The following is a 17,910-nucleotide window of genomic DNA, read 5'->3' as shown; positions in this document are numbered from 1 at the left end:
CCATTAATGAAAAGAATAATTGATGCTTTAAGCCTTTAAGATTGTAACTTGTAACTAATTGATCCATAATTATTGTAAGCGGATACAAGGAGACGGTATAATGACTGACTTAATTCATGTTTATTCCGAAATTGGCAAATTGAAAACAGTTATGTTACATCGGCCAGGAAAAGAATTAGAAAATCTTTCACCGGATATTTTAAATCGGATGTTAATTGATGATATTCCGTATTTGAAAATTGCACAAAAAGAACATGATTATTTTGCCCATACTTTGGAAAAACAGGGAGTTCATGTCGTTTATTTAGAAGATTTATTAGCACAATCTTTGACTAATAAAGATGTCCGCACGAAATTTGTAGATCAATTATTAGAAGAATCTAACATCAAAAAAGAAGATCCATTACATCAACTGTTAATGGATTATTTAATGGCCTTGCCAGTAAATGACATGGTTAAACAGATAATTGCTGGAATTAGAAAAAATGAAATACAAAATATAACACCTTCATTAGCCGATCTAGCTGAAGATCCAGATTATCCATTTTACTTAGATCCGATGCCAAATGTATATTTTACCCGTGATCAACAAGCGGCAATGCATGACTATTAATAGGATGACATTTAGAGCTAGAAGACGTGAATCTTTATTTATGGAAGCTATATTGAAGCATCATCCCAAATTTAAAGATGCCAATATTCCTGTCTGGCGAGATCGTTATACTCATGGGCGCTTAGAGGGCGGCGATGAATTAGTTTTGAACAATCATGTTTTAGCGATTGGTATTTCTCAAAGAACTTCAGCAGCTGCCATTACCGATCTTGCTCATAGTCTTTTTGGTCATTCTAGTTATGACACAATTTTAGCAATCAAAATACCGTACAATCATGCTATGATGCACTTAGACACGGTCTTTACAATGATTAATTATGATCAATTCACCGTTCATCCTTTTATTTTAGATAAAGCAGGGAAAATTGATATTTATGTTTTAGAGCAAGACGATCATGGTGAGGTTAAAATTACGCCAGAAAATGATTTGGTTAAAGTTTTAAAGAAATACTTACACGTATCAGAGATTGACTTAATTCCGACTGGCAATGGTGATCCGATTGCGGCTGCTCGTGAACAATGGAATGACGGCTCAAATACCTTGGCTATTGCACCAGGTGAAGTCGTTACTTATGATCGTAATTATGTATCAAATGATTTGTTAAGAAAACATGGCATTTTAGTTCATAAGATTCATTCAAGTGAGCTTTCTCGTGGTCGCGGAGGACCAAGATGCATGTCATGTCCACTTGTTCGTGAAGATTTGTAAGAGGCAGAAAAATGAAATATTTATAAAACGTTTTTCAAGGTAGAAGTTTATTAAAATGCAAGGATTATACTCCAGCAGAGATTAATTACTTAATTGATTTTGCACTTCATTTAAAGGAACTAAAGAAAGAAAATATTCCTCACGAATATTTAAAGGGCAAGAATATAGCTCTTTTATTTGAAAAATCTTCAACAAGAACGCGCTCAGCCTTTGTTGTTGCTTGCAATGACTTAGGCGTAAATCCTGAATATATGGGTGCTGGTGAAATTCACTTAGGTAAAAAAGAAAGCATTGAAGATACTGCAAAAGTTTTGGGCAGTATGTTTGATGGTATTGAATATCGTGGCTTTGCTCAAAAGGATGTAGAAGACCTGGCCAAGTATTCTGGTGTACCTGTCTGGAACGGATTGACCGATAAATGGCACCCAACGCAAATGTTAGCCGACTTTATGACCATTAAAGAAAAGTTTGGTCACCTAAAGGGGCTTACTTTAGCTTATGTAGGAGATGGCCGCGATAACGTTGCCGACAGTCTTTTAGTAGCTGGAAGTATGTTGGGAGTTAACGTCCACATAGTTACGCCAAAGCCTTTGTTTACTCATCCAGATGTACAAAAGATTGCGCAGGATTTTGCCCAAGATTCTGGTTCTAAGAATTTGATTACTGATGACATTGAAAAAGGCGTTAAAGGAGCCAATATTATTTACACTGATGTCTGGGTATCAATGGGTGAAAATGACTGAAGCGAGAGAATTAAGTTATTAAAGCCTTATACGGTCACAATGAAAATGATGCAAATGACGGGAACTCCAGATGATCAATTGATCTTTATGCACTGTTTACCAGCATTTCACGATCGCACTACTAAAGTTGGCGAAGAAATTTATGAAAAGTATGGTTTAAGTGAAATGGAAGTTACTGATGAAGTCTTTAACTCTCAATACGCTTGGCAATTTACTGAAGCGGAAAATAGATTGCATTCTATCAAAGCAATAATGGCCGCTACTTTAGGCAATTTATTTATTCCATCAGTTAATGAAGGAAGTAAATAAAATGAAAAGAATAGTTGTAGCTTTGGGTGGCAATGCTATTCAAGCAGGTGATAATAGTGCAGCTGCTCAAGAAAAGCAAGTGGAAAAGACAATAAAAGTCGTTGCTAAAATGATTGAAAAGGGAGATCAAGTAGCGATTGTTCATGGTAATGGACCACAAGTTGGTAATTTGCTTTTGCAGCAATATAAAGGCTCTAGCAAAGATAATCCTGCAATGCCACTTGATACCGTAGTCGCAATGACTCAAGGCAGTATTGGTTATTGGATGCAAAAGGCTTTAGATGATCAATTTAAGCATACCGACTATCCACATCAAGCCGTTGCCCTAATCACTCAGATAATAGTTGATGCTAATGATCCGGCTTTCAAGAATTCTACTAAGCCAATTGGCCCGTTTTATACTTTTAATGAAATGCAGAAACAAAAAATCTATCATCCTGAATATAGTTATAAGCAAGATGCAGGTCGAGGTTACCGGCAAGTAGTTTCATCCCCAAAGCCCGTCAAGATTATTAATGCACCAGTTATTGATACTTTACTGAAGAGTAAATTTGTCCCAATTGCTGCGGGAGGTGGCGGCATCCCTGTAGTAATAAAGGATAATAATTTGCAAGGGGTAGCAGGAGTAATTGATAAAGATTTTAGTGCCGCAAAATTAGCTGAAGATATTCAAGCAGATGAGTTAGTTATTTTGACTACTGTTGATAATGCTTATGTGAACTATAATCAGCCTGATCAAGCTCCTATTGGAAAAGTAAAAGTAGATCAACTAAAGAAGTATCTAGAAGCTGGTCAATTTGCAGCAGGTAGCATGAAACCTAAAATTGAAGCTGTCATTAATTTCGTAGAGAAAACAGGAAATACTGCAATCATTACTTCTTTAAGAAATGCAAGTAAACTTGATGATGGAGTAGGTACAATCGTTTATAATTAATTGCGGTGAGATAATAATGAATATTTTTCAAGAAGGAAATCCGCAAGATATTGCTCAAGTGTTAGCTGCAAAGGATTATCGTGTAGCTTTACAACAAAAGATTTTTCAAAAATATCCCGATACTACGTTAGTTGATATTAATTTAAATATTCCGGGTCCAATTAAGAATAATCAATATTTGATTGAACTGTTTAATTATGGAATCAAGCAATTAGAAAAAGAGTGGCAGGATAAAAATTATAATTATCGATTGGTAAAAGCATTGAATATTGATGCTGGATGTGAAAATTTTTATATTTTGCAGGAATCTAGCAAGAAGGTTAAATTATCGACTATTTCATTTGAAGAGAATAGTTCGGTTGGTCGATTATTCGATGCCGACGTACTAGTTAAAGGCAGACCTGCGATTTCACGTAAAGAATTAAATTATGCAAGTCGCCGTTGCTACTTATGTGATCGTCCTGCTAAAGAATGTGCACGATCACGTCGACATTCAGTACAGGAAATGCAAAAGTATATTTCTAGTTTATATACCAAGTATGTTAATAAGTAAAACGGGATGACAGGTATATTCATCCCGTTTTTTCATCTAAATCTTAAGAAAAGCTAACGAAAAACACATAAAATGATCTAAAATATAAGTAAGATTATTAAGACAGTATATTTTTATAAGGAAAATTATGAAATTAAAGAAAAACCAAGACAATTTAAAACAAATTGCTTCATTGATTGAATACGCTTTTTTAAAAGATTCTGATTTAACTACAGATGCCAATTTTATGAGTCGGTATGATCATAGTGATGGATATGGATATTTTGATCAAGGAAAATTGACTAGTTATATGATGGTAAATCAATTTAAGGGTGAAATATTTGGTCATCATGTTCCAATAGCTGGGATTGGCTATGTATCATCCTATCCTGAATGTAGAGGACGGGGCCATATTTCTAAATTAATGGAAGAAGTTATTCATGATTTGCATGAAAATAAAATTCTGGTGGCAAATTTAGCTCCTTTTTCAGAAGATTTTTATCGTCATTATGGCTTTAGCAATAGTATTTATCAAAAAGAATATCGCTTTTCTGGGGATGCTTTAGCTTCCTTTAAATTACCTCGTAAGGGTAAGGTGATTCGCGGAAAATGGGGTGATTTGATTGTTCAAAATGGCGTAATTCAGTTATATGAACGTCAATTACATACTGATGACGAGAGAAATACTATTATTAGAGAAGCTTGGTGGTGGAATAGATTAGATAGTTACTACCATCATCGAGATATTGCGGTTTATTTTGATAATGCCGGTCGTCCAATGAGTTACTTGATTTATCGGATAGTTGATAATTGCTTTATGGCAGATGAATTATATTCAATTACCCCTCAAGGATTATCAAGCATATTAGGCTTTATGGCATCTCATATAGGTTCAGTTAAAGAGTTTTGTATGATGCTACCTGAGAAATCATTATTGGCCGAGCTTTTCCCAGAACAGAATGAATTAGACATTCAACTTCATCCATATATGATGAGTAGAATTATTGATTTTCAAAAAGTTTTGTCATGCATGCGGCCACTGCAAGAAGGTACTTTTAACATTGAAGTTAATTATGATGATCAATGTCCTTGGAATATTGGCGTTTGGCAATTGAATAATCACAATCGTGAAGTTACGTGTGAGCGTAAAGAAGATGAATTAGTTGATTTTTCTGGGCCAATCACCGCATGGACCCAAGTTCTTTTAGGCCGTTTAACTTTAAAGGCTGCTATTGAATTGGGTCTAATAACAAATTATCGTATTAAAAAGTTAGATTTTGTAAAAGGCAAAGTTTCATTTTATGATTATTTTTAAGGAAAGAAGGCATTAAAAATGAGTAAGCAAAAGAAAGTTAGATTACTAAAATTTTTAAGCGTAGTGATTAGTGGGATAAATGTGGTTATTTCGCTGCTGATCATGCTCAATAAGTACCAAATTAGAAAAGATAAAAAGCAGATAGCTGACGAAGGTCATGCTCCCTTGGATGAAGATTAACTATGAAAACATTAAAAATAGCATATTTTAACCAGCTTGGTAGAAAAGATTTAGATCGAGTTGTAGACCAGTTTACGCAAAAATATCCTAATATAAAAATTAGTCTAATTGGTATGGGACATGATGAAGTCTTTGATAAACTAGCTGAGCAAGATGTTGATTTAGCAATTAATGATCTGCGGGATGAACAGGTTGATTTTAATTCACAAATCTTAGGTCAAAAAGCTGTCATGGCTATTCTACAAAAGGGTAGTTATCCTAGCGGTATCCAGATGATTAATAAAGATGATTTAGTTGATTTAACTTGTTTTATTGTCGCTAAACCAGAAGAAGAGGCCGCAGAACTTCATTTATTTAAGGATATTTATCAGATTCAAAGTCCATTTATTGCTTCAAATTCTGTAGAAGAAGCAGCATTATTAGTAGCCTCTGGATCAGGATATTTCTTGATGAATGAAGCGACTGCTGGTTTGATCAGTAATGATACTTTGCAGCAATTATTTTTATTGTCTAATGGACAACAAATGTGGCAAAAAATCGCAGCCTTCTATACAAATGAAGATGCCAAAATTAAAGATTTCATTTCATTAGTTCAAAAATTATATTAATCTATCTTTAAGTAACAAAATGCTGTAGAATTAGTAATGAAAGCGAATCCATAATTTTACAACTGGAGATGATTTTTATGCTAATAAGAAAGTTATTGCCTTTATCTGCAATGGTATTGGCTTTAGGCTTGAGTGTATTAACAACTCATGTAAATGCCACTGATAATACTTATGGTAATGGAGCAATTATTACAGTGCCTAAAAAGATGCAAGGTACATGGTATTCATATGACCGTAACGCTCATAATGGTAGAAAAATTACTTTTACTGCACATACGGTTAATGGAAAAATTATTTACACTCAAGATAAATCGATTATTAGTGATTACTTTAATGGTAATATCCAAAATCAAACCGATTTTGATCATGTAACTAAAAATTGGATGTCGGGCCAAACGACTAAGATGAAAAATCATCTATTTTATGAAATTAATCCATGGATTAGTTTTGAAAATTGGAGCCTTTATAGAGTAATGCCGCAAAAAATTAATGGTAAAAAACATAATGTTTTGCTATATTCAAGCAGATATGATGGTGGTAATTACTACAGAAGCAAAAAATTAGCTAAACAAATGAAAAATTATAAGTTTAAAAAAGTAGACTATCATTTGTAAAATTTGAATAATAAGAAAATGCTTCGATCACGAAAAGATTTGAAGCATTTTTTAATGGTATTTTACTTCAAATTAAATAAATTATGTTAAGTTAATTTTGGTAGTCACTTTTTGTGAAAATAGCATATAATATCAATAAAAATTAAAATTGGTAGGAAAGAAAAATGAAATTAGAAAAGGCACCTGTTTTAAATTTATTTAGATTAGAAATAGATCCAAAAAATCATGAAAATTATACTCAAAAAGTAGAAGAGTATATGTTAAATGCCGATCATGCCTTGTTTATGCAGAGTGGTCATGAAGATCAAAAAGAATATAAGAACTACTTGATCGAAAGCTACCAAGATGATGCTGCTTATCAACAACACGAAGATACAAGTCAGGTTCAACAATTTGAACATAATCTGAAAGATATTGTGACTAGTCAAGTTAAAGTTGAATTATATCCTGAATTTATCTCAACTAAACCTGAAAATTTAGCTGTTACGCACGACAATGATTACGTGGTTTATTTAACCGAAATTGGTGTACAATTGGGCAAAGGTGATGAATTTGCCAATGCGGTAATGAAAGAAATGAAAACTGCGGTTGAAAAAGAAGATGGAATTTTGGCTATGATTGCCGGTACTATTATGAATCAACCTAATGAATGGTTTTCACTAGAGGTATACCGGACTGAAGAAGCATATGAAAAGCATCTAAAGACCAAGCATTTTAAAAAGTATCTTGAAGCTACTAAGTATTCCGTAGAAAGTAAGGGACTACATTTGCTTAAGCCTGACTGTATAGTAGATCAGGGAGAAATTTTTTATAGACCATAACAAAAAAGCAAGTTATTTGATTGAAATAGCTTGCTTTTAAATTATCTACGATTATTATGATTTCTTATTTTAACGGGAAGAGGTTTATTAACTAATGTAGAACTAATAGCCATAATCCCTGCAGTTGCCAAAGTAGCTGCAATAATTATTAATTTAATCAATATTATTTTCCTTTCAATAAGTTATCTATAATGTAACAATCAAATCTTAAGAATTTATATTGAAAAATTAATAGAATGATTAAGAATAGGACTATGCAAAATTAAACTTACCAAGTAAAATTGTATTAGAGTCAAGTCTAATGCTATTCCCGAAGTCAATCTATTTACTAAAAGTAAATGATTGGCTTTTTTGTTTAAAGTTGATATACAATTACGTAATCATGATTATGTAAACTAATCTTCAGCGATAAAGTTTTCGTAAATGGTTTTAATAACTGCTTCTTCATCTTTACGTCTAGTGCCAATCATAATTGAAATTTGTGATGCACCTTGGTTAATCATTTGAATAGAAATATCTTTTTTACCAAGAGGATAAAGAAGACTGGCACAAAGGGTTAGTTTATCTTTCATCCCTTCACCAACGACCATTGTAATAGCATAATCATCAATCCACTGCATTTGATCTGGATTCAAACTAGTTTGAATTTCATTGCAAATCACGTCAATTAATTGGTCATTTAATGCATCCTTCTTAAAAATTACAGTTAAATCATCAATCCCAGAGGGCATATGTTCGTAAGAGACGTGGTGTCGATTAAAGATTTCCATTAATTTTAGAGTAAAACCAGCGCCCTTATTCAACATGTATTTTCTTAAATAAAGAGCTGCAAAATTTTTGCCACCAGCGATGCCGGTTATCGTCTTTTTAGCTGTGAATCCTTCTTCTGGTACAATTAAAGTACCGGGCTTTTCTGGAGCATTTGTATTTTTAACGTTAACTGGAATTTCTCCTTGAATGGCAGGAATCAAAGCTTCGTCATGAAAAACGGAAAAACCGGCATATGATAATTCTCGCATTTCCTGGTAGGTCATTTTTTTAATAGGCTTAGGATGGTCAATGATATTAGGATTTGCGGAGAAAATGGCATCAACATCAGTAAAGTTTTCGTATAAATCTGCATTAAATCCACGAGCTAGAATGGCACCAGTAATGTCAGAACCTCCCCGTGAAAATGTGGCAATATGTGCTGACGGAGTAATACCATAAAAACCTGGGAAAATAATTCGCTCGTCTTTATTTAATTTAATTCTTTTCAAATTTACATATGTCTCAGGATTAACCTCTGCATTATTAGGAGTACCAGTAACTATCAAACCAACATCTTTAGGTTCTAAAAAACGAGTTTTGATCCCTTGATGGTTAAGGATTTTAGTAATTAACATGGCATTTAGGCGTTCGCCATGTGCTTTAAAAGCAGCCATTCTATAGTCAGCATTCGGATAATCGAGTTGAGGTAAAGTTAATAGCAGTCGCTTAATTTCGCTTAGTTCTTTTTCAGGTAGATTAAAATATTGAGCAATTAATTCATAACGCTTGAAAATTTTATTAGCGATATCATTGTAATTGTTGCTTCTTAAACTAGCATAGGCGTATGTAATTAATAGATCAGTTACTTTAATATCATCGTCATTTCTTTTACCAGGTGCAGAAACCACAATTACTTTACGTTCTGGATCATCTTTAATGATTTTTAACGCTTTATCTACGTTGTTGCCTGTAGCAAGCGATGAACCACCAAATTTTACAACTTTCATATTTTTCCCTCGAATTATTTTAAGTCTAAAATTGAACTAATTACTAATTCCATATTTTGTGGATCGATTACTTTTTCTAAGCTTGGTTTACGATCAAATAATGTTCGCACGCCAATCGATAATTGACCGCCTAATTCCTCGTAGAGCTTTTTAATTGCGGCAATACCTGTTTGAGGACAAACGCGTCCTGTGATAGCTTCATACACTGTTTCTGGAAATTTATATGGACTTGCGGTTGAAACAATTACCATTGGAGTCGTATCACCAGTTTTTTCTTGGTATTGATGAGCAACATATGAGCCAACAGCGGTATGGGGATCGATGACGTAGCGATCATAATTGTAGATGCGGTTAATTTCTTTAACTACTTGTCTTTCCGTCGCAAAATCAGCTGCAAAAATGTCCTGAAGTTTTGAAAGGATGTCATCACTAATGTGATAGTGGCCGCGTTGAGTTAATTGATTCATTAAACTATTGATTTGTTGATGGTCGCCGTCGTAAAGGTCAAATAATAGTCTCTCAAGATTGCTGGAAACTAAGATATCCATTGCAGGTGCATTGGTCAAATGGAATTTGCGACGACGGTCATATTCACCATTTTTAAAGAAATCAGTCAGTACATTATTTTCATTTGAAGCACAAATTAGTTTCTTAATTGGCAAACCTAGTTTTTTAGCATAATAACCTGCTAAAATATCTCCAAAATTGCCAGTAGGTACAGAAAAGTTAATCTGATCACCTAATTTAATTTCTTGTCTGCGTACTAATTGACCATATGTATAAAGATAGTATGAGATTTGTGGTACAAGACGACCAATATTCATTGAGTTGGCTGAAGAGAATTGATAGCCATTTTTATTCAACTGAGTCTTAAATTTAGTATCATTGAAGATTTTCTTTACTTCGGTTTGTGCATCATCAAAATTGCCTTTAATAGCGATTGCTTGGAGGTTGTCTCCGTGTTGACTAAGCATCTGACGAAGTTGAACTGGACTAACGCCACCTTCAGGATAAAAGACAATAACGTTAGTACCTTGTTGATTGGCAAAACCACGCATAGAAGCGGTCCCCGTGTCTCCAGAGGTTGCAGTCAGGATAATAATGTCACGATCAATTTTTTCGATTTGCACAGCACGTGTCATTAATTGCGGCAACATTTGCAAAGCAATATCTTTAAAGGCAAGAGTTGGTCCGTGGAATAATTCCATGTAGAAGTTATGATCATGCTTTTCAATCGGAACAATGCTGCGATCATCCCATTGTTCACTGTATGCATTAAGTACAGCGCTTTGAATCTGTTCTTTGGAATAATCATCAAAAAACAAACTAATTACCATTGCAGCTATTTGTTTATAAGATAATTTTGGCAAATCTTCTAATTTAAAATTTGCATGAGGAAAATCTGTTGGAACATATAAGCCACCGTCTGGCGCTAAGCCTTGAATAATAGCGGCAGCTGAATTTAACGTATTTTCTTTTGAACCTCGAGTACTACGATATTTCATAAAGCATCTTCCTATTCTTAAGTCTTAATTAATATATTAAACATTGTAACTTGTTTTTACCATATGTTACAATCATAAAAAATAAGAAAAGAATTAAAAAAGAGTGATAGATAAAGATGACAATAAAAATAGCGTTACTTGGGTTAGGAACAGTAGGTTCTGGTATTTTAGACATTATAAAAAGTGATAATGGAAAAATTGAACAGACAAGTGGGCAAAAGATTGTTGTTAAAAAAGCCCTCGTTCGAAATAAAGAAAAGTATCAAAAATTTGCACATTCAGTTAATATAATTACTGATTTTAATGATATTTTAAGCGATCCCGAAATTGAAATCGTGGCAGAATTGATGGGTGGATTACATCCCGCAAAAGAATATATTAGTGAGGCATTGCGTGCCGGTAAGAATGTAGTAACCGCTAATAAAGATCTGATGGCTGCTTTTGGAACGGAATTAATTAAACTGGCCCAAGATAATCGTTGTGACTTAATGTATGATGCAAGTGTTGCTGGAGGCATCCCGATTTTACGAACATTAAGTGATTCTTATGTTGGAGACCATATTTTAGAAATTCAAGGTATTGTTAATGGCACAACAAATTATATTTTGTCGCAAATGAATAAAAAGGGACTAAGCTACGAAACTGCCTTGAAACATGCGCAAGAACTGGGTTTTGCGGAAGCAGATCCAACTAATGATGTCACAGGTAAAGATGCTGCATATAAAATGATTTTGTTGTGTCAATTTGCTTTTGGTGCACATGTTAAGATTACTGATTTCAATGTTGAGGGAATAGACCATTTACAAGACTTTGATTTGCAACAAGCTAAAGAATTGGGATATCCGATTAAGCTAATTGGCATTGCTAAAAAGGTGGCGGATAAATTATTTGTAGAAGTTGCTCCGTGTCTTTTGCCTGCAGATAGCTTAATGGCAAATATAGAAAATGAGATTAATGCTTTACAAATTAAAAGTCGAAATTTGGGAACGGCATTATTAACCGGACCGGGAGCAGGTAGTTTAGCCACTGCCAATTCGGTTATGAATGATATTGTTAGTGAAGTTAAAAATCTGGTTAATAAAACTAATGGCCAATTATTCAACCGATTTTCTAGTAAAGATTCTTTGATTATTACTAAAGATATTAAAAATCCATATTATTTATCGTTTAAACAAGAAAAAGTTGCTCATTTGACTAATATTCTTGATGAATTAGGGATAGAGATTCAAGAATTAAAGCAAATAGAGGATAGAACTATCGTAATAACTAAGGCTATTAATCAACTGCAATTAGAGAAATTGAGCGCTGCTAATGTAAAACTAATGGCCAAATATAAGATTTTATAATGGAGGAGTTATAAAAATGATTATTAAGACACCAGCTTCAACTGCCAATTTAGGACCGGGTTTCGATTCTTTAGGTATGGCCGTATCGCTTTATTTAGAAGTGGAAGTATTAAACATCTCTGATCATTTTCAGGTGGATCATGTGATGCCAGATATTCCCCATGATGAAAATAATTTAATTGTGAAAACGGCTTTAACAGTTTATCCAGGATTGCAACCTCTTCATTTACGAGTAAAAAGTGATATTCCATTAGCGCATGGCTTAGGAAGCAGCTCTAGTGCAATTGCTGCAGGAATTGAATTGGCTAATCATTTTGGTAAGTTAAATTTGTCAGATAAAGAAAAAGTACAAATTGGAGCAAAAATTGAGGGCCATCCAGATAATATTGCGCCAACAATTTTAGGTGGTTTAATTATTGGAACGGAAATTGACAATCATTTTGATACTATTAAAGCACCGTTGCCTAATTTCTCTTTGGTGGCTTATGTGCCGGAATATAATTTGCCTACAAAGAAATCACGTAATGTTTTGCCTGAACATCTGGATTTTAAGACAGCTACACATGGTTCAGCTATTGCTAATACTCTGGTAGCAAGCTTATTTACACAAGAGTATCAAATGGCAGGCGAGCTCATGGAAAATGATGTTTTTCATGAAAAGTATCGTGAACGGCTTGTACCAGAGCTTTTGCAAGTCCGTGAGGTTGCACATCAAAAGCATGCTTTAGCAACATATTTAAGTGGTGCAGGTTCAACGATTATGACCTGGATTGAAGATGAACATGTTAAAGGCTTTTTATCAGGTTTGAGAAAACACGGATTAAAAGATAAGACATTAGTACTTAAACCAGATAATAATGGCGTCCAAATAATTGAAGATTAATAAAATGACCTTGATTAACTAAAATCAAGGTCATTTTTTAATTATCGAAAGTTTCGATAAATGAATCGCCGTCTACAAGTACTCGTTTGGCATTGACAGCGTACCAATATGGAATAACTACAGTATTATCTTCTTTTTCTAATTCACAATCGGCTATATCTAGAACTTCATCTAATTTATTTTCTGGAACTTGAGGATAAAGTTTAAGAAAAGCTTCTTTGGTCATGCCATTTTTCTTGAAGCCGCTACTTGGGTAATTATCTATAGTAATATCTTGAAAATCGGAGAGATCGTATCTAGGTTTAAAGTCATCATCAAAATATTTTATTTCAATATTTTCAATTTCCATAAATGCACCAAGTTGATTAGCCATGTGAGGTAATTTGTTAGCTAATTGTTCAATTGTAAAGCCATTAGTAGTATCTGCTTGTTCACGATGGTGCTTGAGCCATGCCTGCCTTATATCATGAGCATCGCTACGTTTTAAGATAATATTTTTAACTCTTTTAATTAAATCTTCGTGTTTTTTAACAGCTTTTTGCCATTCGATTCTACTAGGATATAGCTGTCTGTAACTAACGGGGAAGGGACGATTAATAATATTGAAAATAAAGTTTAGCTTATCTGTAGGATAAGACTCTAACTCATTTTCTCGCCAAACTAATTGATAATATGAACTCATCGAAATCCGCCTTTCTATTTAACTAAATTATAAACTTTAATTAAATGAAGCGGCAGAAAAGGGGCAAACTTTTGAAGAAATTGAATAAATAAAATAAGCCTACATTGGCGATATCTAACCAATATAGGCTTATTAATAAATTGTATTTAAACAATCTCTTGCTCCTTGAAGCGTCCATAGACCTTCTCAACTTCACTTACGCTCATAAAGGCATATGGATCTGCTTTTTGAACAATTTGACGAATGTCATACATATCGTAACGATCGATGATCGTGATCAAAACAGTCTTTTCAATATGGCTATATGCACCTTCAGCATCATGCAAAATAGTTATCCCGCGGTGCATCCGGCTTTGAATACCATCGATAATATGTTGGGGATGCTGAGTTACAATCATTACTTGCATCTTCTGGTGTTGCGTATAGACAGCATCGATTACTCGGCCATTGATAAAAATTGTTAAGGCGGAGTATAAAGCACGTGTCCAACCGAACATGTAACCAGCAGCGGCAATAATGATTAGATTGATAAAGATATTGAATTTACCGTAGCTAATCCCAGTTTTTTGTCTGATGACAATTCCGATAATATCTAAACCACCGGTTGAAATTCCATTTTTAAGTGCTAAACCTGTACCGATACCATTAATTGAAGCACCGAAGATGGCACAGACAAGTGGGTCTAGACGCATTTGCCATGGCTGAATCCAATGCATCATGAACGAACCTAAAACAACGGCTACAATAGTAAAAAATGTAAATTTATGACCAATTTTGAACCATGCCAAAATGAATAATGGAAAGTTCAATATAAAGTACATAAATGATGTTGTTAATGTGAAGGGAAGATAACGTTCACTGACTGTGTTGATTAACTGAGCAAATCCTGTGATCCCGGATGAATACATGTGTCCAGGTGTCCAGAAAAAATTCAATGCAATAGCAACAGCAATTGAATAAAAGAAAGCAGCAGATAATTTTGAAAGAAAATTATAGCGTCTGTTAAATTTATCTAATTGATCCATATATGTTCCTTTTTAGTTGCGACAAATATTATGCAACATTTGTACAACGAAATTATGTTTAATGAATGATATACTAAGTTTAACAAAAGTTGTGTCAGGGACCAATAAAAAATTCCTATACTACAAATATTTTATTTGCCGAGTATAGAAATTTTTACTTTGAATATCCGTGATTATGTTAAGTACTATTTCTTTTCATTATAATATTTTTTGATTACATTAATAGGATTTAGCCAAGTGCCATTATCAACGTTCCAGTTTTTGCATGGGAAACCATGTTTATTAATGTAATCTTTGTTGGTTTTAGTTAATCCTAAATGTAAATGAGAGCCGGTCATTTTGCCAATCTTTTGACCGGCTTTAATCTTTTGACCTTTCTTAACGTAAATGTCTTTCTTTTTAGTAAATCCTTCTTGGTAAACTTCAACGTATTTATCAGGACTGATTACCCAAATGAACCAACCAAGTCCGCTACCGTAAGCAACTTTTTTAACAGTACCTGCGTGAATAGCATAAACGTTAGAACGTCCAACTTCAGAATAACCAAAGTCCCAACCATCATGAAAATAATAAGGTGGGTTAGAAGAACGCATATAATCAGTCATACCAAAAGTTTGAGCTTTAAACATTGGACGCACGCCATGTTTTTCACAAGCTTTGAATGGATAGCACCATTTATATGTTTTCTTTTCTTTAACATTTTATGTAGTGACTGCAAGGGAAGAGTCTTCCGCTGTGTCTGCAGACACGACATTTGCAATATTAAAACTTGAACCTACTAAAACTGTCCCCAATAAAGTAATAATTGTTTTACGAAATTTCATCTATAGTAATTTCAGGTTGCGCCTGATTATTTATCCTCTCTATATGATCTAGACTATTGTAGCGCATTTGTTTTACGAGATAGTTACAAATTTCTTTCTAACGTATATAAGTTAAAATTAGTCCAAAAGAAAATCACTCTGAAAGAACTTCAAGAGTGATTTGAAATTATTTAGTTATCTGATTATTTTGCATAGTCATCAATGCCCAAGTGTTCCAGAATAAGAGCTGCTGTTTCTTCAATTGAACGGTGAGCAACATTGATTACGTAACAGCCTAGCTTCTTGTAAAGTTCTTGAGCTGATTCAAGTTCCTTGTTGATTGAATCCATGTTGGAGTAAGTAGTATCAGGGTTTAGACCATAAGCAATCATTCTTTGACGTCTGATTTCGTTTAAAACAGATGGGTCATTGGTTAAACCGATAATCTTTTTAGGATCGATTTCGTAGATTTCCTTTGGAATATGAGTTTCTGGAACTAAAGGTAAGTTAGCAACTTTTAAATTCTTGTTAGCTAAGAATAGTGAAAGTGGAGTCTTTGAAGTACGTGATACCCCAAGTAACACTACATCTGCTTCTAAGAATCCTTTTGGATCTTTACCATCATCGTACATTACGGCAAATTCCATTGCAGAAATTCTGTCAAAGTACTTTTGGTTTAAGCTGTGTTGTGCTCCGATCTTTTGATCAGGAGTCATATGAGTAGTTTGTTGAATTGCCTCAACTACTGGTGAAAAGATGTCAACGCATTGAATGTTATGCTCACGTGCAAATTTAATTACGGGCATTTGCATCTCATCTTTTACTAAACTATAAATGATCACTAAATTAGGATATTTTTCGATCTCCTCCAAGACTTCATCAAGTTTATCCTTGCTAGTAATAAATGGATAACGACGATAATTAATTTGGGCCTTTGGAAATTCGGCAGCAGCAGCAGTAGCGTTGCTGAATGCAGTATCACCAGCGGCATCTGAAATAATGATGATATTTACTTCATTTTGGTCTTTTGTTTCTGCCATATAATAGCACCTCTTTCTGAAATAATTATACTATTAATGAAAGCGGATTAACAATGAAATTCGTTAAGCTAACATGTAACAATTATATAGAATGATTAGATTTAAATTTAAGGCTAAATAAAACTGATAAAATGTAAGGGCTTAAAAATATCCCGGATTTTATAAAAAATATTATAAGAATGTATTGACCCTTAAGATTTGTTTGGTATAATTTAAGTAAATGTATGGCGTAACGCCAAGAAATGGAAGGAGGGATCACACATGGCTAAGACAATCGTTCACGAAAACGAGTCTATTGATGATGCTCTTCGTCGTTTCAAGCGTTCCGTTTCAAGAAGTGGTACCTTACAAGAATACCGCAAGCGCGAATTCTACGAAAAACCAAGTGTTCGTAGAAAATTGAAGTCAGAAGCTGCACGCAAGCGTAGACATTATTAATAATCTGAAAAGCTCACCCGGGAATGGGTGAGCTTTTTATTTTCAAAAATATTTGATAAACACAGTATTGAAATAATTGGTATTTCGATACTGTGTTTTTTTATCAAATGAGTTAATAACTATATGTAGATATCAAAGTTGCCAGTGCTCACTATATCTTGTAGGTGAAGCAAATATTTTTTAAAAGTCAAGTCTTAAAAACAATTCCAATTAGCGTTAACGTTAGAGATGTATTTTTTTAGAATTCGGGAGATAAAATGGCAACTTTAGAGATAAAAAATTTACATGTTGAAGTTAAAGACGAAGAAAAAAAAGCCTACAAGAAAATTTTAAAAGGCGTAAATCTTACTATGCATACAGGCGAGATCCACGCCATTATGGGACCAAATGGTACAGGTAAATCAACTTTATCTGAAACAATCATGGGCAATCCTAAATATCGTGTTACTGAAGGTCAAATTTTGTTAAACGGTGAAAATGTTCTTGATATGGCAGTCGATGAACGGGCTAGAAAAGGACTCTTTTTAGCAATGCAATACCCAGCTGAAGTTCCTGGAGTTACAAACGCTGAATTCCTTCGTGCAGCAATTAATGCACGTCGACCTAAAGATGATCCTATTCCTGTCATGGATTTCATTAAAGAGCTTAATAAGAACATGGCTTTACTTGATATGAATGATTCAATGACTGAACGATATCTTAATCAAGGCTTTTCCGGTGGTGAGAAAAAGCGTAATGAGATATTGCAAATGTTAATGATTAAGCCAACTTTTGGCATTCTTGATGAAATTGACTCAGGTCTTGATATCGATGCGCTTCGTGTCGTCTCACGCGGTGTAAATGCCATGCGCGGTGATAATTTTGGTGCCCTAATGATTACTCACTATCAAAGATTATTAAATTATATCGTTCCAGATGTGGTTCACGTCATGATGGACGGTAGAGTTGTGAAAGACGGCGGCCCTGATTTGGCTAAAAAGCTTGAACAAGAAGGTTATGCAGGTCTTCGTGATGAACTAGGTCTTGATATTAAATTGGTTGATGAAGATTAGG

16 protein-coding genes and 3 pseudogenes are annotated in these 17,910 nt (G+C 34.0%); 13 read left to right on the top strand and 6 right to left on the bottom strand.

Annotated elements, in window-relative coordinates; translation table 11 throughout:
- Nucleotides 1–100 precede the first annotated feature (100 nt).
- From arcA to JEM49_RS07235, 9 genes and pseudogenes are all read left to right on the top strand, one after another.
- Nucleotides 101–1,322 (top strand): annotated as a pseudogene (arcA, locus tag JEM49_RS07275) (arginine deiminase).
- Between the two features lie 11 nt (nt 1,323–1,333).
- A pseudogene (argF, locus tag JEM49_RS07270) lies at nt 1,334–2,374 on the top strand (ornithine carbamoyltransferase).
- 1 nt (nt 2,375) lies between these two features.
- Entirely contained in the window at nt 2,376–3,308 is a 933-nt protein-coding gene (gene arcC, locus JEM49_RS07265; protein WP_201874399.1) for a carbamate kinase, read from the top strand.
- Between the two features lie 16 nt (nt 3,309–3,324).
- Complete coding sequence (gene citX, locus JEM49_RS07260; protein WP_025005957.1) at nt 3,325–3,861, top strand: citrate lyase holo-[acyl-carrier protein] synthase; 537 nt, start codon at nt 3,325–3,327, stop codon at nt 3,859–3,861.
- Between the two features lie 127 nt (nt 3,862–3,988).
- Nucleotides 3,989–5,155 (top strand): GNAT family N-acetyltransferase, encoded by a 1,167-nt coding sequence (locus tag JEM49_RS07255; RefSeq protein ID WP_191450965.1) that lies wholly within the window; start codon nt 3,989–3,991, stop codon nt 5,153–5,155.
- Between the two features lie 18 nt (nt 5,156–5,173).
- Nucleotides 5,174–5,335 carry a hypothetical protein gene (locus tag JEM49_RS07250; RefSeq protein ID WP_087176048.1) on the top strand — a complete coding sequence of 54 codons (162 nt, stop codon included), beginning with the start codon at nt 5,174–5,176 and terminating at the stop codon, nt 5,333–5,335.
- A 2-nt stretch (nt 5,336–5,337) separates the two neighbouring features.
- Nucleotides 5,338–5,943, top strand: a complete 606-nt coding sequence (locus JEM49_RS07245) for a LysR family transcriptional regulator substrate-binding protein (RefSeq protein WP_098036261.1) — start codon at nt 5,338–5,340, stop codon at nt 5,941–5,943.
- A gap of 68 nt (nt 5,944–6,011) precedes the next feature.
- On the top strand, nt 6,012–6,557 hold the full coding sequence (locus tag JEM49_RS07240; RefSeq protein ID WP_098036262.1) for a hypothetical protein: 546 nt from the start codon (nt 6,012–6,014) through the stop codon (nt 6,555–6,557).
- Between the two features lie 164 nt (nt 6,558–6,721).
- A complete protein-coding gene (locus JEM49_RS07235) occupies nt 6,722–7,378 on the top strand; it encodes a putative quinol monooxygenase (protein WP_087235471.1) in 657 nt (218 codons plus the stop codon).
- 395 nt (nt 7,379–7,773) lie between these two features.
- Here JEM49_RS07235 and JEM49_RS07230 read toward each other — a convergent pair whose 3' ends face one another.
- Together JEM49_RS07230 and thrC are read right to left on the bottom strand one after the other, a co-directional pair.
- Nucleotides 7,774–9,135: an aspartate kinase gene (locus JEM49_RS07230; protein ID WP_025005635.1), complete on the bottom strand. Its 1,362-nt coding sequence runs from the start codon at nt 9,133–9,135 to the stop codon at nt 7,774–7,776.
- Nucleotides 9,136–9,149: 14 nt separating this feature from the next.
- Nucleotides 9,150–10,640, bottom strand: a complete 1,491-nt coding sequence (thrC, locus tag JEM49_RS07225) for a threonine synthase (RefSeq protein ID WP_087176052.1) — start codon at nt 10,638–10,640, stop codon at nt 9,150–9,152.
- 116 nt (nt 10,641–10,756) lie between these two features.
- On the opposite strand from thrC, the gene JEM49_RS07220 reads away from it, so the two are divergent.
- Nucleotides 10,757–11,986 carry a homoserine dehydrogenase gene (locus JEM49_RS07220; RefSeq protein ID WP_191450969.1) on the top strand — a complete coding sequence of 410 codons (1,230 nt, stop codon included), beginning with the start codon at nt 10,757–10,759 and terminating at the stop codon, nt 11,984–11,986.
- A 16-nt stretch (nt 11,987–12,002) separates the two neighbouring features.
- Nucleotides 12,003–12,869: a homoserine kinase gene (thrB, locus tag JEM49_RS07215; protein ID WP_056945524.1), complete on the top strand. Its 867-nt coding sequence runs from the start codon at nt 12,003–12,005 to the stop codon at nt 12,867–12,869.
- A 37-nt stretch (nt 12,870–12,906) separates the two neighbouring features.
- Here thrB and JEM49_RS07210 read toward each other — a convergent pair whose 3' ends face one another.
- The 4 genes and pseudogenes from JEM49_RS07210 to JEM49_RS07195 form a co-directional block, all read right to left on the bottom strand.
- A complete protein-coding gene (locus tag JEM49_RS07210) occupies nt 12,907–13,551 on the bottom strand; it encodes a temperature-sensitive replication protein (RefSeq protein WP_191450970.1) in 645 nt (214 codons plus the stop codon).
- Nucleotides 13,552–13,697: 146 nt separating this feature from the next.
- Nucleotides 13,698–14,576: a YitT family protein gene (locus JEM49_RS07205; RefSeq protein ID WP_025005638.1), complete on the bottom strand. Its 879-nt coding sequence runs from the start codon at nt 14,574–14,576 to the stop codon at nt 13,698–13,700.
- Nucleotides 14,577–14,761: 185 nt separating this feature from the next.
- A pseudogene (locus JEM49_RS07200) lies at nt 14,762–15,400 on the bottom strand (M23 family metallopeptidase).
- Nucleotides 15,401–15,582: 182 nt separating this feature from the next.
- Nucleotides 15,583–16,419 carry a pyruvate, water dikinase regulatory protein gene (locus tag JEM49_RS07195; protein WP_025005640.1) on the bottom strand — a complete coding sequence of 279 codons (837 nt, stop codon included), beginning with the start codon at nt 16,417–16,419 and terminating at the stop codon, nt 15,583–15,585.
- 261 nt (nt 16,420–16,680) lie between these two features.
- Here JEM49_RS07195 and rpsU point away from each other — a divergent pair, with 261 nt between their 5' ends.
- Nucleotides 16,681–16,857, top strand: coding sequence for a 30S ribosomal protein S21 (gene rpsU, locus JEM49_RS07190; protein ID WP_002880182.1), 177 nt, complete (start codon nt 16,681–16,683; stop codon nt 16,855–16,857).
- A 257-nt stretch (nt 16,858–17,114) separates the two neighbouring features.
- Nucleotides 17,115–17,909, top strand: coding sequence for a Fe-S cluster assembly ATPase SufC (sufC, locus tag JEM49_RS07185; RefSeq protein ID WP_056985023.1), 795 nt, complete (start codon nt 17,115–17,117; stop codon nt 17,907–17,909).
- The last annotated feature ends 1 nt before the right edge of the window (nt 17,910 follow it).

This window comes from Lactobacillus sp. A27 (genome assembly GCF_016742815.1).
Classification (GTDB): Bacteria; Bacillota; Bacilli; order Lactobacillales; family Lactobacillaceae; genus Lactobacillus; species Lactobacillus gallinarum.
Note: the sequence above shows the minus strand (reverse complement) of the source record. Positions and strands in the feature narration are given on the sequence as shown.